Source organism: Sulfurospirillum oryzae (assembly GCF_025770725.1).
In the GTDB taxonomy this organism is placed as follows: domain Bacteria; phylum Campylobacterota; class Campylobacteria; order Campylobacterales; family Sulfurospirillaceae; genus Sulfurospirillum; species Sulfurospirillum oryzae.
Genome location: NZ_JANZKZ010000002.1, coordinates 401,541 through 418,873 on the forward strand (window position 1 = coordinate 401,541; position 17,333 = coordinate 418,873).

Sequence of the window (17,333 nt, forward strand, 5' to 3'; positions counted from 1 at the left end):
TCTTTGCATGTAAAGGTTAATAAAACCTTTACATGCAAACTTATCTTCCACACAACCAATCGCTCTTAGAATATGGATATTGCTTTTTAAACTCTTCCTCATCAAAATCAAACCGATAATTTTCCATATATGCTTTAACTAATTGATACGCATCGTTAATCTCTTGAAACTTTGCTGTATCACCATTGGGTGAGTCTGGGTGAAACTCTTTTGAAAGAGCAAGGTAGAGTTTATGAAGGGTTTTTTTATCGGTTTTGGCGACAACGCCCAAGGTTGAGAGTGCTTTTTCAAAATCATTATACTCTAAACCTTGAATCATGGTCTTTCCTTATTTTACAACTTTTTTAAGCGATGCTTTCGAGCTTTTCTTTTATGAAGCCATATATAAATCACCGCAGTAATTACAATAAAAATAACCACCGCAATGGTTATAGTATGCAAATGCTCATTAAGTAGCGCCTCATTTTGACCGAAAAAATAGCCTAAAAAGGTCAAAATACTCACCCAAATTCCAGCACCAAAGCCAGTGTAAAAACAAAAAAGCCCTAGATTCATTCGAGCCAAGCCTGCGGGCAAAGAGATGTAATGGCGGATGACGGGAATCAATCTTCCGGTAAAAGTTGAGAATGAGCCATGTGTTTTAAAAAAAAGTTCTACTTTTTCCAAGGTTTCAGGTGTAAAAAAGACGTAATGCCCGTACTTTAAAATGAGTTTTCGCCCAAGCTTTACAGCTAAAAAGTAGTTAATGAGTGCTCCAGCAATACTGCCTAAAATACCAAGCAAAATGACAATCCATAATGTCATCTCACCTTTGGCACACAAATACCCAGCAGGTATCATGACTACTTCGCTTGGAAGCGGAAAAATGCTACTTTCAATCAGCATCATAAAAAAGATACCCAAATAACCTAAAGCGCCAACAGTTTGAACAATCCAATCAATAATAACGTGCATTCTAGTCCTAATTTAAGATTTTAACTCAATGGTGCTATCACTGCACCATGATGCTAAATTTTTATCGTGGGTGATGAGCAAAATGCCCACTTGGTCTAAAAACTGCATCAAAAGTTGCATGACATGTAAGCCTGTGATGTTATCGAGTGCAGAAGTGGGTTCATCGGCTAAAAGAAGTGAGGGTTTCATCAACAAAGCCCTTAAAATAGAACACCTTTGAAGCTGACCACCGCTGAGTTGATGTGGCTTTTGTGTCAGGACATCTGTATCAAGATCGAGGGAATGACAGAGTTGGCGTAAATCATGCAAAGGGGCAACATCACTGATTTGATTGATGATCGTGTAGGTCGGATGAAACGACGTATAAGGGTCTTGGAAAATTTGCGAGAGTTTTGAAGCGGTGATAGTACCGCTTTTGGCTTTCAGATTTCCTGCAATCAACTCAAAAAGTGTACTTTTTCCACTACCACTCTCACCCAAGATGGAAACAACTTCTCCCACCTTTACATGTAAAGAGAAATTGTCGTATAAAAGCTTGGAATTGGGGTAAGCGAAGCTTAGGTTTTCAATGCGTAAAACCTCTTGGCTCATGCGCGAATCTGCCCTTTACCATAGACTTTAAACTTGTAGGTTGTAAGGTCATTGATGCCCATAGGTCCACGGGCATGAAGCTTGTTGGTACTGATGCCTACTTCTGCGCCAAAACCAAATTCACCACCATCGGTAAAGCGTGTAGAAGCGTTCGCATAAACACAGGCTGCGTCAACTTCGTTTAAAAAACACTCAACCATACTGTAGTTTTCACTCAAAATGGCTTCGGAATGAGAAGATCCAAACTCGGCAATATGCGCAATGGCTTCATCCATATTCTCAACAATCTTGATGTTAAGGGCGTTACAAAGATGTTCTGTATGGTAATCTTCATCGCTTGCAAGCGTTACATGTAAAAGTCTTTGCGTTTTCTCGCACCCCTTAATCTGCGCACCGGTAAGTTCAAGCGCCTCTTTCATGCGAGGTAAAAAGCTTTTTGCAATTGCTTCATGCACCAAAAGCGTTTCGAGTGAATTACACGCACTTGGACGTTGGCATTTGGCATTCAGTACAATCTCAATAGCTTGCTCTAAATTTGCCTCTTTGTCCACATACGTATGGCAAACACCTTTGTCGTGTTTGACCACAGGAACGGTAGCATTTTCACTGACAAAGCGAATGAGCGCTTCACCACCACGAGGAATGATGAGATCAACGAATTTGTCCATCTTAATGAGTTTTGCAACACCTTCGCGACTGGCATCGGGTAGAAGTGAGATAATCTCTCTTGGAAGGTGGAATTTTTCCAAAACATCTTGCAAAAGTGAAGCGATGATAGCATTGCTGTAAAACGCCTCTTTACCACCTTTAAGCACGCAGGCATTGCCACTTTTAAAGCAGAGTGCAGCGGTGTCACTGGTGACATTAGGACGACTTTCATAGATGATACCCACCACACCAATAGGAATACTGACTTTTTCGATTCTGATGCCACTAGGAACAACCCAGCCCTCAAGTACACGACCGACTGGCTCTTTAAGCGCTGCGATTTCGCGGATCGCTTTTGCCATTTCAGCAATTCTTTTGGTATTGAGTAAAAGCCTATCAACAAGAGCGGAGCTTAGATTATTTTTCTTTGCTTCTTCTAAATCTTTTTCGTTTTCCGTTATGATGATGTCACTGTGTGCTTCCAAAGCATCTGCCATGTGCGCCAAAACATCTATTTTTGTTTTGGGATCAAGCGTCGCAATAATACGACTAGCAGATTTGGCACGTTTGAGAAAAGTTTGCACGTTTCTTCCCTTAGAATGGTATTTAATAGAGATTTTACCACTTTTGTATTTAATATGCCATAAGTATGTTTGGAGTATAATAATTAGCATTAGAAGAGAATAATACAAGGACATAAAATGCAACAGATTTACGACTTAGTCATTATTGGCGGTGGACCTGGTGGTATTGGTGCAGCAGTTGAAGCTAAGGTACTGGGCATCCAACATATTATGATGATCGAAAAAGGCGAAAACCATTCCCAAACGATCCGTAAATTTTACAAAGATAATAAACGCGTTGATAAAAACTACAAAGGTCAAGAGATCGAGCTTAAAGGATCTATTGATTTTCGTGATGGAACCAAAGAGAGCACATTAAACTATTTTGACTCGCTTCTCGATAAAGGTGAAATTGACTCAGCATTTAACAGCGAAGTAGAGAGCATTACCAAGGAAGAGGGTGAATTTCACATCGTAACAACCAAAGCAGGTTATAGGGCAAAACATGTCATTGTCGCTATTGGCACAATGGGCAAGCCCAATAAACCCGATTATACACTCCCCATTTCACTCAAAGATCGCATCAACTTTAACTTAGACAAGTGTTCTCAAGGCGAAAAGCTTCTTATCGTCGGTGGCGGAAATTCAGCCATTGAATATGCGATTGAGCTTTCTAAAACCAACAATGTTACGGTCAACTACCGCCGTGACACCTTTAGCAGACTCAATGAGATCAACCTAAAAATGATTCACGAATACAATGGTCAAGAAAAACTTCGTCTGCGCCTTGGTATGGACATTGTTTCAATCGAAAATGAAAATGGCTTGGTAAAAGTCAATTTTACCGATGGCTATTATACGATTTACGATCGTGTTGTTTATGCCATTGGTGGTACAACACCGGTTGATTTTCTCAGAAAATGCGGTATTTCCATGGATAGCGAGGGGAAACCAGAGTTTGATGAGAATTTTGAGACCAAAACAAAAGGGCTATATTTAGCAGGTGATATTGCCGTAAAAAGTGGTGGAAGTATCGCTATTGCCCTTAATCATGCATATCACATAGTGTCACATATCTTAAATTCAAAATAATTAAGGCATTTCAGTAATGGCAAAAATTGCTCTCTCTTCTTCGCAGATTTTAAATATTGCACTTGGTATGGTTATCGTTGTAGGGGGCTTTACCACCTATCAATACGGAAATTTTGGTGGAGTCTCTTTTGATGAACTAGGCGAAAAATACATCAGTAAAAGTGATGTCAAATTCAGTGATTTACCACTGGGTATGCAAAAGCGTTATATTGATAAAGAAGCTACCATTGAGCAGAGTAAAGAGGGCAATTTACTGGAAGATGAGTACCTTGACGAGCAAGGCAAGCCAATTCCAGAATCAGAGATTACCAAGCAAGATTACAAACGGATGATCAACAAACTTCAAAAGACACTTCTCTTCCTACAACACGATAATCTTTTGATGGCAAATGAAAAAAATGAACTTTCCAAAAAGCTTGAAGAAGAACAGAGCGATCTTGAGGAACAACGCAATCAATGGACCAACAAAAACACTGAACGTCTCAATGAAGCTGAACAACAGCATTATCGAAACATTAGCGATCTGACGATGAAAATCAATGAACTTCAAAAAGAAAATGTTGTTATTTCACAAAAAGCCAACATCGAAGCCAATACCTTAAGAGGGCAAATTGAAGAGTTAAAAGCTAAAGCTGTTGAAGATGAAGAGAAAAAACATGTAGCCATCAAAAAAGCACGTGAAGAAGAACAGGCAAAACTAGGCGACTACAAAGAGAAAATCAAGCTCTTAAATGACCAAATATCACTTCTTAATGAGCAGATCAATACCAACAACGAAACAGCAAAAAATGCCTTTGCTCGCAAACAAGAAGAGATTAACAAACTTAAAGATGAGATTGTGTTAGGTGCAAAAGAGAAAAATGAACTTATGAACAAACAGACTCAAACACTCCTTGCTTCGGATCAAAAGCATAAAGAAGAGATAGCCCAATATGCTAAAACGACGGAACAACTCAAAGTCGATACCGAAAAGTTAATTGCTAAAAATCGCCAAGATATGGCAGCTCAAGAGGAAGATCATCTTAAAAAGATGGCACTTCAAGAAGAGAAAATCAAAGGGTTAAATAACGAAATAGCAAGCTCTAAAAAGCATATTGATGCGTTGATGCTTGAAAACGAAAAAGACTTTAATAAATTCAGAACGTATCTTGAAGATGAGAAAAAACTCAATAAAGAATTAACCGCAGCCAATAAAAAATTGGAAGAAAATGCTCAAAATATTGAAAAAAATCTCAATGCTTCGATCTTAAAACTTAATGAGGAGATCGCAAAAAGAGAGATTACGATTAAAGAATTGAGCAATAAAATCGTGGCTTTAAATAACGAGAAACTCAACTTTGATGCTGAAGTTAAAAAACGCGTGGATGAAAATGACAAAATCCATAATAAAAACTACAAAGTTTTCAATGAAAAAATTGCTCATTTTGATGCCTCTAAAAAAGAGTTGGTTGACAAGCTTGATCAACAGCTTAACGAATACAAAGCAACGGTTAAAGAAAACAGTGATCGTATGCAATTTCACGTCAATGAGCTTACAGCATCCAATAACGATCTAAAGCTCAAATACGATGAAAAAGATAAAGAGCTTCAAACGTTAAAAACTCAGATCATCGCTTCCAAAACAGAAAGTCAAAAAGCTAAAGAAAGTGATGAAAAAAAGCTAGGAGAACTTCGTGCTACTTTGGATGAGCTAAAAGCAAGTAGCAAGGCAAAAGAGGGCGATTATAGTGCTAAAATTCAATTACTTCAAGCAGATATAAAAGAAAAAGAGACAGCCATTGTCAGCAATAGAAAAGATGAAACACTCAAAATTGCTGCTTTGGAAAAAGAGATCAAAAGTAAAGCACTCGAAATCCAATCCATTCGTGATGAAAATGCACGTAATGAGACCTCCATCAAAACCTTACAAGTCAAGCTAAAAGATGCGGAAGACAACGCAACCAAAGCAACCAATAAAAACGTCGAAGAACTTAGAGCTAAACTTGCTACCATTGAAAAAAATCGTGTAAGTGAAGATTCTAAAATGGTCGCACTCAAAGATGAGCTACGCCGTAGAGAGATTGAGTATTTAGATGCAATTAAAGAGAAAGAAAAAGAACTCAAAGCGAAAGAAGCAACGATTGTTGCAAATAAAGAAGCGACTAAAAAAGTAGAAGCACTGAAAGCTTCAACAGATGAAAATCTTACAAAATTCAAAGAAGAGTTTAAACAAAAAGAGCTTCAACATTTAGCTGAGATTAAAGCACTTCAAGGTGAAATCAAATCTAAAGAGAGTCAGTTGAGTGCTTCAAATAAAGAAGAAACGCTTAAAAGTATCGCTTTAGAAAAGGAGCTCAAAGCAAAAGATGCGCAGCTTTTAGTGGTTAAGGAAGAGATCAAAAAGATTGAAGCACAAAAAGGTGCAAGCGAAGAGAAACTCGCAAAACTCAAAGAGGAATTCAAACAGCAACAACTTCAAAGTATCGAAGCTGCAAAAGCATTACAGGCTGACTTGAAGAGCAAAGAGACCCAGCTAGGTTCAAGTAAAAAAGATGAAACGCTTAAAATTATTTCGCTCGAAAAAGAGTTAAAACAAAAAGAGAGTGTTTTAGCGCAACAGCAAGATGAATATACAAAACGCATTGCATCTAATGAGCAAACTATTAAAACCTTGAATGAAAAGATTAAACTCTTAGAAACAGCGACACCAAAAGCAGTTGTGGCAAAAACTTCAACACCTGCACCAAAAGGGAATAAACCTGTGATGATCGACAAGGTAACCTGCACCGATATGGGAACAGGGGTTAATGCTATCTCTGAAACGTGTAAAAAAGAGGTTCAAACCTTCCTTGCCAAATATGACAGTTCATATTTCTTTGAAGTTGCTCCAATAGTTGACAATGGAGGTTTTGCTTCACTCAAACTGATTAAAAGTAAAAAAGTGGGCGTAGAAGATACAGAGATTGATCGTATTAGTGGACTTGCCAATATTGGTCTTGGAAAAGCAAGAGCAAAAGCCGGTGGAGAACTCGTTGAAAGCTATGTAGGTGAGGGTGCAAAAATCAGCTATGCACTTTCTAATATAGAGCAAGACAAGGCACGAGGCTTCCAGATTAGGGTTTACCACTAAAAATGAACTTATTTCAACCTGAACGAGGCTACCGCTACAACAGCGATACACTTTTACTTTATGATTTTATTAGCTCCTTTCATCCAAAAGGTCAACTCCTTGATGTTGGGTGTGGTTGTGGTATTTTGGGATTGCTACTTAAACGCGATTTTCCAAGCATCACGATGCATCTTTTAGACATTCAAGAACAAAACTGTATGATAGCTCATGCTAATGCAGAGCAAAACCATATCGAGATTGCAAGCTTTACATGTAAAGATTTTTTAGAAACAAAATTCGAGCATAAATTTGACATGATTGTCTCAAATCCACCTTTTTATCACAAAGGTGGCGTTAAAAGCGAGGATGATGCACTTTCACTCAGCCGACATAGTAGCGCACTTCCTTTTGCCGCCTTTGCCTCAAAAGTAACCAAAACACTTTCCAATCGTGGTTATTTTTGCTTTTGCTACGATGCTAAACAGTTAGATCATTTAATGGCAACGCTGCTTGCCAATGGGCTCAATGTTGAAGATCTTTGTTTTGTGTACCCAAAAGAGGAGAAAGAAGCTTCTTTGGTGCTGATTCGTGCGCGCAAAAACTCAAAAACGCTGTGTAAAATTCATCCACCGCTTTTTATCTACACAGGAGAGACATTTAGCCCTCGTGTTCAAGCAATTTTTGAGCGATCCCAAACAAAGAGTCTAACATGGAAAAGCTAATGAAAGAAGAAGGTTATCCATACGCTTTTGATCCAAAAGCATGCCAAAGTTGCTCTGGTAAATGCTGCATAGGAGAGAGTGGATATATCTGGATAACTCAAGAAGAAATAAGTGCTATTGCAGGCAAACTTTCTTTATCAAAAGAGGCGTTTATCAATAACTATTTACTAAAAATTCGCTATCGTTTCACGATTAAAGAAATCGCGTACGAAGGCGGCTATGGTTGCGTCTTTTTTGATATGGAAAAGAAGATGTGTCGTATCTATGACGTACGCCCACAACAGTGCCGTACATTCCCATTTTGGGAGTATTTTAAAGAAAACATTGACGAGGTAGTTACAGAATGTCCCGGTATTATTCGCTTATAGTCGTTCTTTTTTTATTGGTGGGATGTACCACCAAAGAAGTTGTTGTCACCAATGAGACGACAAAAAAGGTTTTTGAAGAAGAAGATAATTTGATCTTGCAAGCATTAGATTACCAACAAAATGGCGATTATGTTAATGCCCGTAAAATTTACCATTCACTTTATGAACAGAGTCAAAAAAAAGTTTACCTCACAGAAGATGCTGGTCTTGCGTTTGTTTTGGGTGATCCAGATGCCAGAGATCTCATTATGCAAGGCATTCGTAAATATCCTGATGAAAAAAACTTTAACCGTTTATTGGTAGGGCAACTTGTTAAAGAGAAGCGTTATGAAGAGGCAGAAAAAGAGATACTTAAACTCATTGAATACGATAAAACTGTACAACATTTAAGTATTGCAGGCAATCTTTATTTGCAAATGAAATCGTATGATTTAGCGCTCAAATATTTTGAAAGTGCCTATAAACAAGAGCAATCGGAAGATCTCTTGCTCAACATTGTCGAACTTCTATACCGCTTTTTAGGTCGTAAAGATGACGCTGTTGCCTACTTGGAAACGTATGCCAATATAGAAGGTTGCGGTGAAAATGCGTGTTTTAAACTGGTTGAAATTTATGGACGTGACCGTAATGTTCAAGGACTCATTGCAACCTATAAAAAACTTTACAAAGAGCGACAAAGCGAAGAGATTGCCAAAAAAATAGTCGAGCTGCTAATGTACATTAAAGATGTCAAAGGTGCAACAACATTTTTGGAGAAAACAGGCTTTAATCAAGATATTTTGCTTCAAATCTATGCGACACAGAAAAAATTTACCGAAGCGTATGCGCTGGCTTCAAAACTCTATGAAGAGAGTAGCAACCTTGATTATCTGGGGAAAATGGCTATTTATGAGTTCGAGCTCAATAAAAACAAACTCTCTCCTGAAATCTTGCAGTCGATCTCTAAAAAATTCGAAGAAGTGACGAGCTTGCTCAAAGACTCGGTTTATATGAATTACTATGGTTATTTATTGATTGACCATGATATTGATATCAAAAAAGGCATTGCATTGGTGCAAGAGGCACTTCGCTTAGAGCCTAATTCGCCTTATTATTTAGACTCTCTTGCATGGGGGCTTTTCAAACAAGGTAAGTGCGACGAAGCCTATGCTATTATGAAGTATTTTGGTGAAAATGTGATTGAAGAAGAAGTAAACGCACATATTGAAGCCATTAAAAAATGTTTGAAAGAGAAGAATCCACAATGATTTTAGATGAAATTATCAAAAAAACGCGTGAAGATTTAGAAAAAAAGAAAAAAGAGTATACGATTGACTGGTTAGGCAGAAGTCTCGCCTTTAACCCTTTCATGCCTCGTGATGTCAAACCTTATCTGAAAGCAACACCCGAAAATCCGTACCGCATTATTGCAGAAGTGAAAAAAGCAAGCCCAAGTAAAGGTATTATCAAAGCTGATTTTGATCCACTTGCTATTGCCAAGGCGTATGAATTAGGAGGAGCAGATGCGATCTCTGTTCTGACAGAGCCTCACTATTTTCAAGGAAATTTAGAGTATTTAACCCAAATTCGTCGCTATGTGCCGACACCTTTGTTACGTAAAGATTTTATTGTTGATGAGTATCAGATACTTGAAGCCCTTGTTTACGGGGCTGATTTTATATTATTGATCGCAAAAGCGCTTTCAAAAGCCGAATTGAAACATCTTTTAGAGTATGCTTTACGACTTGGACTTGAAGTTTTAGTCGAAATACATGACAAAGAAGATCTCGTCAAAGCGATCTTTGCTGGAGCAAACATTATAGGCATTAACCATCGTAATCTAGAGACCTTTGAGATGGATATGAGTTTAACAGAAAAGCTTATGCCACTGATTCCACAAGGAAAAATCATTGTTGCGGAGAGTGGGCTGAATGATAAAGAGACCATTAAACATTTAAGTAAAATTGGAGCCGATGCCTTTTTAATTGGTGAGTATTTTATGCGTGAGCCTGATATTCAAGCCTCACTTGAAGCGATTAAAAAGGTCGATTGATGAATTACATGTATGCTCCTTGGCGTGATGCTTATTTTACAGAAAAAACAGAAGGATGTGTTTTCTGTCACATTAGCGAAAATTCAAAACTTGATGAAAAACACCATGTTTTATATCGCGATGAGCTTTGTTTCATCGTGATGAATCGTTATCCTTACTCGCCAGGGCATTTCATGGTTATCCCTCACTTTCACACCGATGCGATAGAAGAGCTTGAGCCTGAAGTGTGGTTGCATATCTCTTTTATTGTTCAGCGTTGTGTGAAAATGCTCAAAGAAGGCATTGGCGCGCAAGGCGTTAACCTTGGCATGAATCTTGGTAAAAGTGGCGGTGCTGGTATTGCGGAGCATATACACTACCATTTGATTCCAAGGTGGATTGGCGATACCAATTTTATTACTACGATCGCTGATACACGGGTTTATGGAACGGATTTTGAAAAAATCTACCATCATCTTAAAGGGCTTGTTCCTGAGTATATTTCATGTTAACTGATTTGGACATTGAACCCTTCATTGCACAAAAATCCTCTTTTGATCTCTTAATAGATGCAAGAAGTCCCAACGAATATAACGAATCGCATATTCCCAATGCTCAAAATTTTTATGCCCTGAATGATGCAGAACATCAAGAAGTAGGAACACTTTACAAACAAGTCTCTCGCAATGATGCCAAAATTTTGGGAGCACGTTATATCTGTCAAAATGTGGCGCATCATCTTCAAGAAATTGCAAAAACCTATAAAATAGGCTCTAAAATAGGTATTTATTGCGCTAGAGGAGGGCTACGATCTAGCTCAATCGCCATTATCCTCTCGCATATTGGATACCAAGTGTACAGACTAAGCGGGGGCTATAAGAACTACCGTTTACATGTACTCACCTATCTTGAAAATCTTCCGCACCATCGTTTTATTGTCTTAGGGGGGAACACAGGTTGTGGCAAAAGTGAACTTTTACAAACCCTCCAACCCTCCATCGATCTTGAAAAACTGGCTAACCATCTAGGATCAAGTTTTGGAAGCATCAAAGGTGCACAGCCAAGTCAAAAAGCATTTGAAAATATTTTATGCGAAATTTTATGTAAAATCGATCCAAATGCCCTTATTTTCATAGAAGCAGAGAGCAAAAGGATGGGTAAACTTACCTTACCAGCTCTTTTACATGCAAGAATGAAAGAGAGTTTTCGCATCGAAATCACAGCACCTCTGATACAGCGTGTTGAGCGCATTTTAAAAGACTATCACTGCATTACACCGCTTTTCTTTGACCAAGCCATGCAGATGATTGCGCCTTACATTAAAAAAAGTGCCAAAGAGGCTGCCATGCTTGCTTATGAGCATCACCAGCTTGATGAAGTGGCTAAAATACTTTTAGTTGAGTATTATGATCTTGTTTATAAAAAACCACCTCATATTGATATGGTTTTAGAAAATACGGAGCCAAATGCGACTATTGAGACACTTCAAGCCTTACATGTAAAGCTGTCCAACGCCTAAAAATGGTGCATGTGATAATGCGAGTGTTGAAAGTCTTTATGCTTATGCACATGAAGATGGAGTAAATTGCCTTCAATTAAGGTCTTTTTATCACGCATCAGTGCTTCAATTTCTCCATTGTAAATGAGTTGGTGTTTGTCGTTTAAAACCAACGCTTTATCGCCAAGTTCATAGGCTAAAGAGATATTGTGTGTTGAAATAAGTGTTGTTATATTCATCTCAGAGAGCAGATCCACAAACCATCCCGTTGTTTTAGGGTCCATATTAGCCGTTGGCTCATCTAAAAGTAAAAACTGCGGCTCTAAGGCTAAAATAGCGCATAGCATCACTTTTTGTTTTTCACCACCACTGAGTTTAAGCGGTGAGCTTTGAAGATGTTTGGTGAGTCTAAACTTCTCGGCTATGGTATGGACGCGCTCATCGACATTAGGGACATCAAACTCTCTAAGCCCAAAAGCAATCTCATCATACACCGTAGGATTAAAGATCATTGTTTCTGGATTTTGAAATAAGATGCCTACCTCTTTACGAAAGTTTTTACCAACACTTTTTTGGGTGATTCGTTCATCTTTAAAGAAGTAGTTTCCCTCGCCAAAATAAAGCCCTGCAAGAATCCGAAGGAGGGTACTTTTGCCACTGCCATTGTTACCGAGTAAAACAACTTTTTCACCGGCTTTAATCTCAAATGAGAGTTTATCTAAAACGCATTTTGTTTCGTACTGATACGCTAAATCTTCAACTTTTATCAAAAAATCCCCTTGCTTTGAGTGCCAAACTTTTTTCCTCGCTATCATACAACGCTTTGGTAAAAAAATAACCAAATACAGAGGTAATAAACTCTTTTCGAGCACGTTCACTCATTTTTTTAATCAGTCTGCTTTTGAGGGCTAACATGAAGTTTTCATAACTCTTTTGATAGCTGTAGATTTGGGAAAGTGCGATAGTCATAAGAAAACTAAGCGTTTTAGAAAAAGAGAGAGCAAGTGCAATGTTGACATAATGGGAGAAAAGCATCGTTGTCAATGTTAAATCAAAAACACGTAAGTTGAAAAGAAGTAAATATTCCATCCAAGGCTTTTGGTGCAAAAGGGCAATAATCACGAAACCTATACTAATGGCAATGTTAAAAAAGAAAATGGATTTGAGTGCTTTTTTAAGCATTTTAAACCACTCAGAACGCGCAAGTAAGAGCAATAAAACGGCAAAAAAACCCAAAATATAAAAAGAGTGGCTAGCCAAAATAAGAGCTAGCCCTAGAAGATAGAAACCAAAGAGGATTCTATCGCGCAAGTTTTTTTCCAAGCAGGTAAAAAATCCCAAAAATCAGAGCAACACCAAGCATTCCTGAAAGGTAGTAAGCGAGAACATCGTTGAGTCCGTCTATCGTATAATCAGGCGCGAGAGCTTTGATTTTAAAAGCATTTTCGATCCCTTTGGGAATAAAACCTAACACCTCTTGGTAATATTCATTCTCCCATTCCGCCCAAGCAGGATTTTCACTAATCAATCCCAAGGGAATAAGTACAAATAAAATGAGCATAGGATAAAAAATCTTTTTCATACATTTGCTCCTTTGTAGATACGGTTTTTCACAATATAACGGTACGCGATACCTGTAAAAATAGCTTCAACTACGCCAAAAAAGAGCATGTGAGAGCCCACAACGGCAGGAAAGGTGAGTGCAAAGCCAAAAGGAAAATACAGAGGCTGACCATCCGCTACTGCAATGATAGGTTGAATGCCAAGAAATAAAGTAAGAACAATAGACGCACAAACAACCCCAACCCAACCACTGACATAAGGTGCAAATGTTCTGGTTTTCAGTGCTTCAAAAACATAATAAGACGAAAAAGAGGCTGCAAATGCCATCAAAAGTGCATTAGCACCAAACGTGGTAACACCGCCATCTCCAAAAATAAGCGCTTGAATCAATAAAACAAGACTCACACATAATGAAGCAACCCACGGTCCAAATAAAATAGCAATCAATGAAGCACCAACGGCATGTCCGCTTGTACCGCCTGGGATGGGGATATTAAACATCATAATAATAAAGCTAAGAGCACTTAAAGATGCTATAAGAGGAAGCGTTGTCTCATCAAGCTGACTTTTGAGTTTTTTAAACGCAATGACCCACAGTGGCAAAGCAGCAGCATACGTTGCAATACATGTCAGAGGGGAAAGATAACCATCTGGGATATGCATAATTGTAACCTCCAAGAAATGTCAATTCAAAATAATAATTGAGCAATATATAAATATTACGCAATCAAATCTAGTATTATTATTACATTTCTATTCTTAGCGTTACATGAATTAGAATGTAAGAAGTGTTTTTCCCGTTGCTAATTTAACCGCTTCTTTTACAGCATTGACGTAACTCAGTGTAGAAGGATTTTCATCTTTATAGGCAATGTCAAATGCCGTACCATGGTCAACTGAAGTGCGAACAATGCCCGCATTTAGGCTTACATTGATACTCTCTTCAAAGTAGAGTGTTTTAAGAGGAATCAAACCTTGATCGTGATACATACAGACAAAATAACGGAATTTTTCGCGATTGCCTTTAGCGAAAGCCATATCAGGAACAAAAGGTCCCACAAAGACTTCACGCTCTAAAAAGTGGTTGGCTTTTAAAATCGCTTTTTCGATCTCTTCATCTTCATCGCCAATGACACCATGATCTCCAGCATGAGGATTAAGCCCTAAAACAGCAATACGCTCTTCACCAATCTCTTCATAGACTTTCAGTAAAAATGGTTTAAGTTTTTTAGCTTTGATTTCGTGAGGAACATCACGAAGGGGAATATGATGTGTGTAGAGGATGGTAAACATCTCCTCACAACCTAACATCATAATGGCTTCGCAACCTAACAGATCACTGAGCGCATCAGTGTGTCCTTTGTACTCAAGTCCAGCCATGGACCATGCTTCTTTATTGATCGGAAGCGTGACGATGCCACTGACTTCATTGCTTTTAGCCAATGCAACTGCTGTGATGAACGAATCATAAGAACTCTCCCCCGCATCCGCAGAACAGAGACCTGGTTGAATCTCAAAGACCTTACCACAATCACGTATATCAAAGTCACTTGGGACATCAAGCCCTAGAAGTGCAGCACCCCAGCCAAGCATATTTTCATTAATGCAATAAATAGGATAGCAATGCTTTTTGACCTCTTCATGCGCACGAAGGGCTATCTCTAAGCCTATACCGTTTAAATCACCAATACTAATCGCTATTTTTTTCATCGTATCAACCCTAACATCTCTTTAACTGCTTGCTCAAAACCAACAAAGACAGAGCGTGCAATAATGCTCTGCCCAATGTTCAGCTCACTAATCTCTTTAATCTCTAAAATACGTTTGACATTATGGTAGTTTAGTCCATGTCCCGCGGCAACTTTGAGCCCCAATTGCAAGGCTTGTTTGGAAGAGCGTTCAAGTTCATGGGTTGCTTCAAGGAGCTTTACATGTAAAGATTCACGATCTAACTCAAGCGCTTTAATGCTATGACGTGAACGAGAAAGATTGGAGTAGAGCATCGCATAAATATTGGCATACAAGCCTGTATGAAGTTCAATCCACTCTGCATTAATTTCATGTGATGCTTCGATCATAGCACTATTTGGATCAATAAATAAAGAAAGTTCAATATGCTCTTTTTTAAGTCTTTTTGCAATTTCTTTAATCACTTCTTTGTTTTTAATCACATCAAGACCACCCTCCGTGGTGACTTCTTCGCGCTTTTCAGGCACAAGTGTCGCACGATGAGGACGAAGTTCTATGACTTTATCAATAATTTCTGGCGTAATGGAACACTCTAAATTAACAGGAAGCTGCGAATTTTCAATAATCTTTTGAGCGTCTTCATCATTAATATGTCGTCTATCTTCTCTTAAATGAATGGTTATTTGGTCAGCTCCCGCGCGTTTTACGAGAGAGATAGCATCCAAAGGATCAGGATCATTGATCTTTCGCGCTTCTCGTAATACTGCAATATGATCGATATTTACGCCTAGAAGCATTATAGTATCCTTCGTTTTTTGGGTGTATTATAACTAAAATATGGTTTCGAAAAAATTTCAGTTAAATGGTTTGAGTTAAAAATTGGTATAAGATAGATAGCGTATTAGCATTTTTTGGCAATGCGGTATCTTTTGGGCAAGCCCCTTCATCAAGCCATTGGCAATATAACTGGTATTGGTCTTAGAGGTCATATAAGCTTCGCTCAGGTAGCAGCCAGCTGGTACATTGCCATTCTCACGTGCAAATTCTAAAAGTTCAATCGATTTAGGATAATCAACATTGACACCTTCGCCATAAAGGTACATTTTCCCTAACATATAGGCAGCATTAGCCGAGTCTTCTTTGCTGATGGCAAGTTCAAAAAATGTCTTTGCTGAAGCGTAGGATTTTTGATTGTAAGCTAAGACACCTTCCCTGAGATAGTTATCAGCCCCTAAAAGCGTTAAAACACTTACCATACAAAGTAGAAATAACGTTTTCACAATCAACACCTTTCAATTAAAATGGATATAAATGATTATAGTCCATTATATTAAAACTTATTTAAACTTTTAAAATTAACGTGGTATATGAATGCGCGCTATATCAAAGATGCCATATTCAAAATCTTCATGACAGGCAAAACAGTTGGAAGCATCTTTTACATGTAAAGATTTAAAGGTGCTTTTTTCGATAGTTTGATGTGCTTCACGCCAATAAGGAACCTTGCTCATGGAAATAGGGCGCATGTCGCCTAAAGATTCTAACGTTTTAAAAGCAATCTTATGGGTTGAAGTCTCTGCACTGTGGGCTAAGAGATACTCTTTAATGCTATTTTGCTCACTTTTAGTAATGTTGTTTTCAGTGATTTTCTCACCAAAATGGTTATCCAATCCATCCATTAAACGCACCCAAGAGTTAGATGGTAACATAAAAGGAGGGTAGTTTTTATGACATTTGCCACATTTTTCAAAAAAAGCACTGTTTTCACTCTTATAATCTCTTTTTTCAAATCTGCTTTTTGTGAAAAATGTTTCATTTGAACTTGCTACAAAATAGAGTACCCCTAAAGACAGCACGATAACAGCATACGAAAAAAGATGTCGCACCAGAGAGATCGTTGTATCTTTTCCTTCTGCTTTTTTATACCCTGTAAGCATTGCAAAAACCATGTTGGTTTTATGATAAAACTGTTCAATTAAAACACCCACAATATGAATACTTGCCCAAAAAAAGAGAAGGTATGAAAGGAGGGCATGAAAAATGAATACCGCAGGCGAAAGCCTATAATAATGCTCATTTAAACCCGACAAAAGTCCACTGGCTTCTTGAATACCTTGAAGAATAAGTCCACTAAGCACTATCAAACTTCCAAGTCCTAGAACAATGAGCGTGAACCAACTGGATGCAGCATTGTGTCCTGCGTATATTTTGCGCCACCTATTTGTCATTTTTTCGATGAAATAATGTTGCAAAGCATTCAGGCTTAACTTGAATGTTTTAAACGTTGCATAATTTGGTCCAATAAATCCCCAAATAAGCCTAAAAAGTAACACTATGCCAAAGATAAGACCAAATGCGAGATGCCATCTAAAAAGACTATGATGAAAAGAAGTAACAAAAGAGAAGAAAAAAGAGGTTGCAATAATCCAATGAATAATGCGCGTACAAAGAGGCCAGACAAAAACTTCATAGGGTCTTTTATTCATTCGTAACTTTCAGATGTTTTTTGATGTGCTGCCACACCAAAAAACATCATACTCAAATTT

Annotated in this window: 20 protein-coding genes; 8 read left to right on the forward strand and 12 right to left on the reverse strand. The window is 38.1% G+C overall.

The features are described from left to right. Positions 1-40: 40 nt before the first annotated feature. The 4 genes from N0B29_RS06505 to N0B29_RS06520 are packed head-to-tail and all read right to left on the reverse strand — an operon-like array spanning position 41 to position 2,777. Positions 41-319 (reverse strand): DnaJ domain-containing protein, encoded by a 279-nt coding sequence (locus N0B29_RS06505; protein WP_263832893.1) that lies wholly within the window; start codon positions 317-319, stop codon positions 41-43. Positions 320-333: 14 nt separating this feature from the next. Further along, positions 334-954, reverse strand: a complete 621-nt coding sequence (locus N0B29_RS06510; RefSeq protein WP_263832894.1) for a DedA family protein — start codon at positions 952-954, stop codon at positions 334-336. A 12-nt stretch (positions 955-966) separates the two neighbouring features. Continuing rightward, positions 967-1,545 carry an ATP-binding cassette domain-containing protein gene (locus N0B29_RS06515; protein ID WP_263832895.1) on the reverse strand — a complete coding sequence of 193 codons (579 nt, stop codon included), beginning with the start codon at positions 1,543-1,545 and terminating at the stop codon, positions 967-969. Then, positions 1,542-2,777: a glutamate-5-semialdehyde dehydrogenase gene (locus N0B29_RS06520; RefSeq protein ID WP_438874159.1), complete on the reverse strand. Its 1,236-nt coding sequence runs from the start codon at positions 2,775-2,777 to the stop codon at positions 1,542-1,544. Before N0B29_RS06520 ends, N0B29_RS06515 begins: the two co-directional genes overlap by 4 nt. Positions 2,778-2,894: 117 nt before the next feature. Between N0B29_RS06520 and N0B29_RS06525 the strand changes: the two genes are divergently transcribed. Genes N0B29_RS06525 through mnmH form a run of 8 tightly spaced genes read left to right on the forward strand, consistent with a single transcriptional unit; the run spans position 2,895 to position 11,556 of the window. Further along, positions 2,895-3,848: an NAD(P)-binding domain-containing protein gene (locus N0B29_RS06525; protein WP_263832896.1), complete on the forward strand. Its 954-nt coding sequence runs from the start codon at positions 2,895-2,897 to the stop codon at positions 3,846-3,848. Between the two features lie 16 nt (positions 3,849-3,864). Next, positions 3,865-6,957, forward strand: a complete 3,093-nt coding sequence (locus N0B29_RS06530; RefSeq protein ID WP_263832897.1) for a coiled-coil domain-containing protein — start codon at positions 3,865-3,867, stop codon at positions 6,955-6,957. Between the two features lie 2 nt (positions 6,958-6,959). Further along, positions 6,960-7,658 (forward strand): tRNA1(Val) (adenine(37)-N6)-methyltransferase, encoded by a 699-nt coding sequence (locus N0B29_RS06535; protein ID WP_263832898.1) that lies wholly within the window; start codon positions 6,960-6,962, stop codon positions 7,656-7,658. Beyond that, positions 7,646-8,026, forward strand: coding sequence for a YkgJ family cysteine cluster protein (locus tag N0B29_RS06540; RefSeq protein ID WP_263832899.1), 381 nt, complete (start codon positions 7,646-7,648; stop codon positions 8,024-8,026). The genes N0B29_RS06535 and N0B29_RS06540 overlap by 13 nt, the downstream gene beginning before the upstream one ends. After that, positions 8,002-9,273 (forward strand): tetratricopeptide repeat protein, encoded by a 1,272-nt coding sequence (locus N0B29_RS06545; RefSeq protein ID WP_263832900.1) that lies wholly within the window; start codon positions 8,002-8,004, stop codon positions 9,271-9,273. Before N0B29_RS06540 ends, N0B29_RS06545 begins: the two co-directional genes overlap by 25 nt. Next, positions 9,270-10,058 (forward strand): indole-3-glycerol phosphate synthase TrpC, encoded by a 789-nt coding sequence (gene trpC / locus N0B29_RS06550; RefSeq protein WP_263832901.1) that lies wholly within the window; start codon positions 9,270-9,272, stop codon positions 10,056-10,058. Before N0B29_RS06545 ends, trpC begins: the two co-directional genes overlap by 4 nt. Next, positions 10,058-10,549 carry an HIT family protein gene (locus tag N0B29_RS06555; protein ID WP_263832902.1) on the forward strand — a complete coding sequence of 164 codons (492 nt, stop codon included), beginning with the start codon at positions 10,058-10,060 and terminating at the stop codon, positions 10,547-10,549. Before trpC ends, N0B29_RS06555 begins: the two co-directional genes overlap by 1 nt. Further along, positions 10,543-11,556: a tRNA 2-selenouridine(34) synthase MnmH gene (mnmH, locus tag N0B29_RS06560; RefSeq protein ID WP_263832903.1), complete on the forward strand. Its 1,014-nt coding sequence runs from the start codon at positions 10,543-10,545 to the stop codon at positions 11,554-11,556. Before N0B29_RS06555 ends, mnmH begins: the two co-directional genes overlap by 7 nt. Here mnmH and N0B29_RS06565 read toward each other — a convergent pair. The 8 genes from N0B29_RS06565 to N0B29_RS06600 form a co-directional block, all read right to left on the reverse strand. Next, positions 11,553-12,305 carry an energy-coupling factor ABC transporter ATP-binding protein gene (locus tag N0B29_RS06565; RefSeq protein WP_263832904.1) on the reverse strand — a complete coding sequence of 251 codons (753 nt, stop codon included), beginning with the start codon at positions 12,303-12,305 and terminating at the stop codon, positions 11,553-11,555. The two genes, mnmH and N0B29_RS06565, sit on opposite strands and share 4 nt — an antisense overlap. Continuing rightward, positions 12,292-12,846, reverse strand: a complete 555-nt coding sequence (locus tag N0B29_RS06570; RefSeq protein ID WP_263832905.1) for an energy-coupling factor transporter transmembrane component T family protein — start codon at positions 12,844-12,846, stop codon at positions 12,292-12,294. Before N0B29_RS06570 ends, N0B29_RS06565 begins: the two co-directional genes overlap by 14 nt. Further along, positions 12,836-13,117 (reverse strand): PDGLE domain-containing protein, encoded by a 282-nt coding sequence (locus tag N0B29_RS06575; protein ID WP_263832906.1) that lies wholly within the window; start codon positions 13,115-13,117, stop codon positions 12,836-12,838. Before N0B29_RS06575 ends, N0B29_RS06570 begins: the two co-directional genes overlap by 11 nt. After that, positions 13,114-13,761: a cobalt transporter CbiM gene (cbiM, locus tag N0B29_RS06580; RefSeq protein WP_263832907.1), complete on the reverse strand. Its 648-nt coding sequence runs from the start codon at positions 13,759-13,761 to the stop codon at positions 13,114-13,116. The genes N0B29_RS06575 and cbiM overlap by 4 nt, the downstream gene beginning before the upstream one ends. A 111-nt stretch (positions 13,762-13,872) precedes the next feature. After that, positions 13,873-14,808, reverse strand: coding sequence for a 4-hydroxythreonine-4-phosphate dehydrogenase (pdxA, locus tag N0B29_RS06585; RefSeq protein ID WP_263832908.1), 936 nt, complete (start codon positions 14,806-14,808; stop codon positions 13,873-13,875). Beyond that, positions 14,805-15,584, reverse strand: a complete 780-nt coding sequence (locus N0B29_RS06590) for a pyridoxine 5'-phosphate synthase (RefSeq protein ID WP_263832909.1) — start codon at positions 15,582-15,584, stop codon at positions 14,805-14,807. The genes pdxA and N0B29_RS06590 overlap by 4 nt, the downstream gene beginning before the upstream one ends. 75 nt (positions 15,585-15,659) lie before the next feature. Next, positions 15,660-16,067, reverse strand: coding sequence for an SEL1-like repeat protein (locus N0B29_RS06595; RefSeq protein ID WP_263832910.1), 408 nt, complete (start codon positions 16,065-16,067; stop codon positions 15,660-15,662). 75 nt (positions 16,068-16,142) lie between these two features. Continuing rightward, positions 16,143-17,273, reverse strand: a complete 1,131-nt coding sequence (locus N0B29_RS06600; protein WP_263832911.1) for a cytochrome b/b6 domain-containing protein — start codon at positions 17,271-17,273, stop codon at positions 16,143-16,145. Positions 17,274-17,333: the final 60 nt, after the last annotated feature.

Excerpts from the sequence above, each read along its gene's own strand:
- N0B29_RS06505 (WP_263832893.1), bottom strand. The coding sequence starts at position 319 with ATGATTCAAGGTTTAGAGTATAATGATTTTGAAAAAGCACTCTCAACC.
- N0B29_RS06510 (WP_263832894.1), bottom strand. The coding sequence starts at position 954 with ATGCACGTTATTATTGATTGGATTGTTCAAACTGTTGGCGCTTTAGGT.
- N0B29_RS06515 (WP_263832895.1), bottom strand. The coding sequence starts at position 1,545 with ATGAGCCAAGAGGTTTTACGCATTGAAAACCTAAGCTTCGCTTACCCC.
- N0B29_RS06525 (WP_263832896.1), top strand. The coding sequence starts at position 2,895 with ATGCAACAGATTTACGACTTAGTCATTATTGGCGGTGGACCTGGTGGT.
- N0B29_RS06530 (WP_263832897.1), top strand. The coding sequence starts at position 3,865 with ATGGCAAAAATTGCTCTCTCTTCTTCGCAGATTTTAAATATTGCACTT.
- N0B29_RS06535 (WP_263832898.1), top strand. The coding sequence starts at position 6,960 with ATGAACTTATTTCAACCTGAACGAGGCTACCGCTACAACAGCGATACA.
- N0B29_RS06540 (WP_263832899.1), top strand. The coding sequence starts at position 7,646 with ATGGAAAAGCTAATGAAAGAAGAAGGTTATCCATACGCTTTTGATCCA.
- N0B29_RS06545 (WP_263832900.1), top strand. The coding sequence starts at position 8,002 with ATGTCCCGGTATTATTCGCTTATAGTCGTTCTTTTTTTATTGGTGGGA.
- trpC (WP_263832901.1), top strand. The coding sequence starts at position 9,270 with ATGATTTTAGATGAAATTATCAAAAAAACGCGTGAAGATTTAGAAAAA.
- N0B29_RS06555 (WP_263832902.1), top strand. The coding sequence starts at position 10,058 with ATGAATTACATGTATGCTCCTTGGCGTGATGCTTATTTTACAGAAAAA.
- mnmH (WP_263832903.1), top strand. The coding sequence starts at position 10,543 with ATGTTAACTGATTTGGACATTGAACCCTTCATTGCACAAAAATCCTCT.
- N0B29_RS06575 (WP_263832906.1), bottom strand. The coding sequence starts at position 13,117 with ATGAAAAAGATTTTTTATCCTATGCTCATTTTATTTGTACTTATTCCC.
- cbiM (WP_263832907.1), bottom strand. The coding sequence starts at position 13,761 with ATGCATATCCCAGATGGTTATCTTTCCCCTCTGACATGTATTGCAACG.
- pdxA (WP_263832908.1), bottom strand. The coding sequence starts at position 14,808 with ATGAAAAAAATAGCGATTAGTATTGGTGATTTAAACGGTATAGGCTTA.
- N0B29_RS06590 (WP_263832909.1), bottom strand. The coding sequence starts at position 15,584 with ATGCTTCTAGGCGTAAATATCGATCATATTGCAGTATTACGAGAAGCG.
- N0B29_RS06600 (WP_263832911.1), bottom strand. The coding sequence starts at position 17,273 with ATGAATAAAAGACCCTATGAAGTTTTTGTCTGGCCTCTTTGTACGCGC.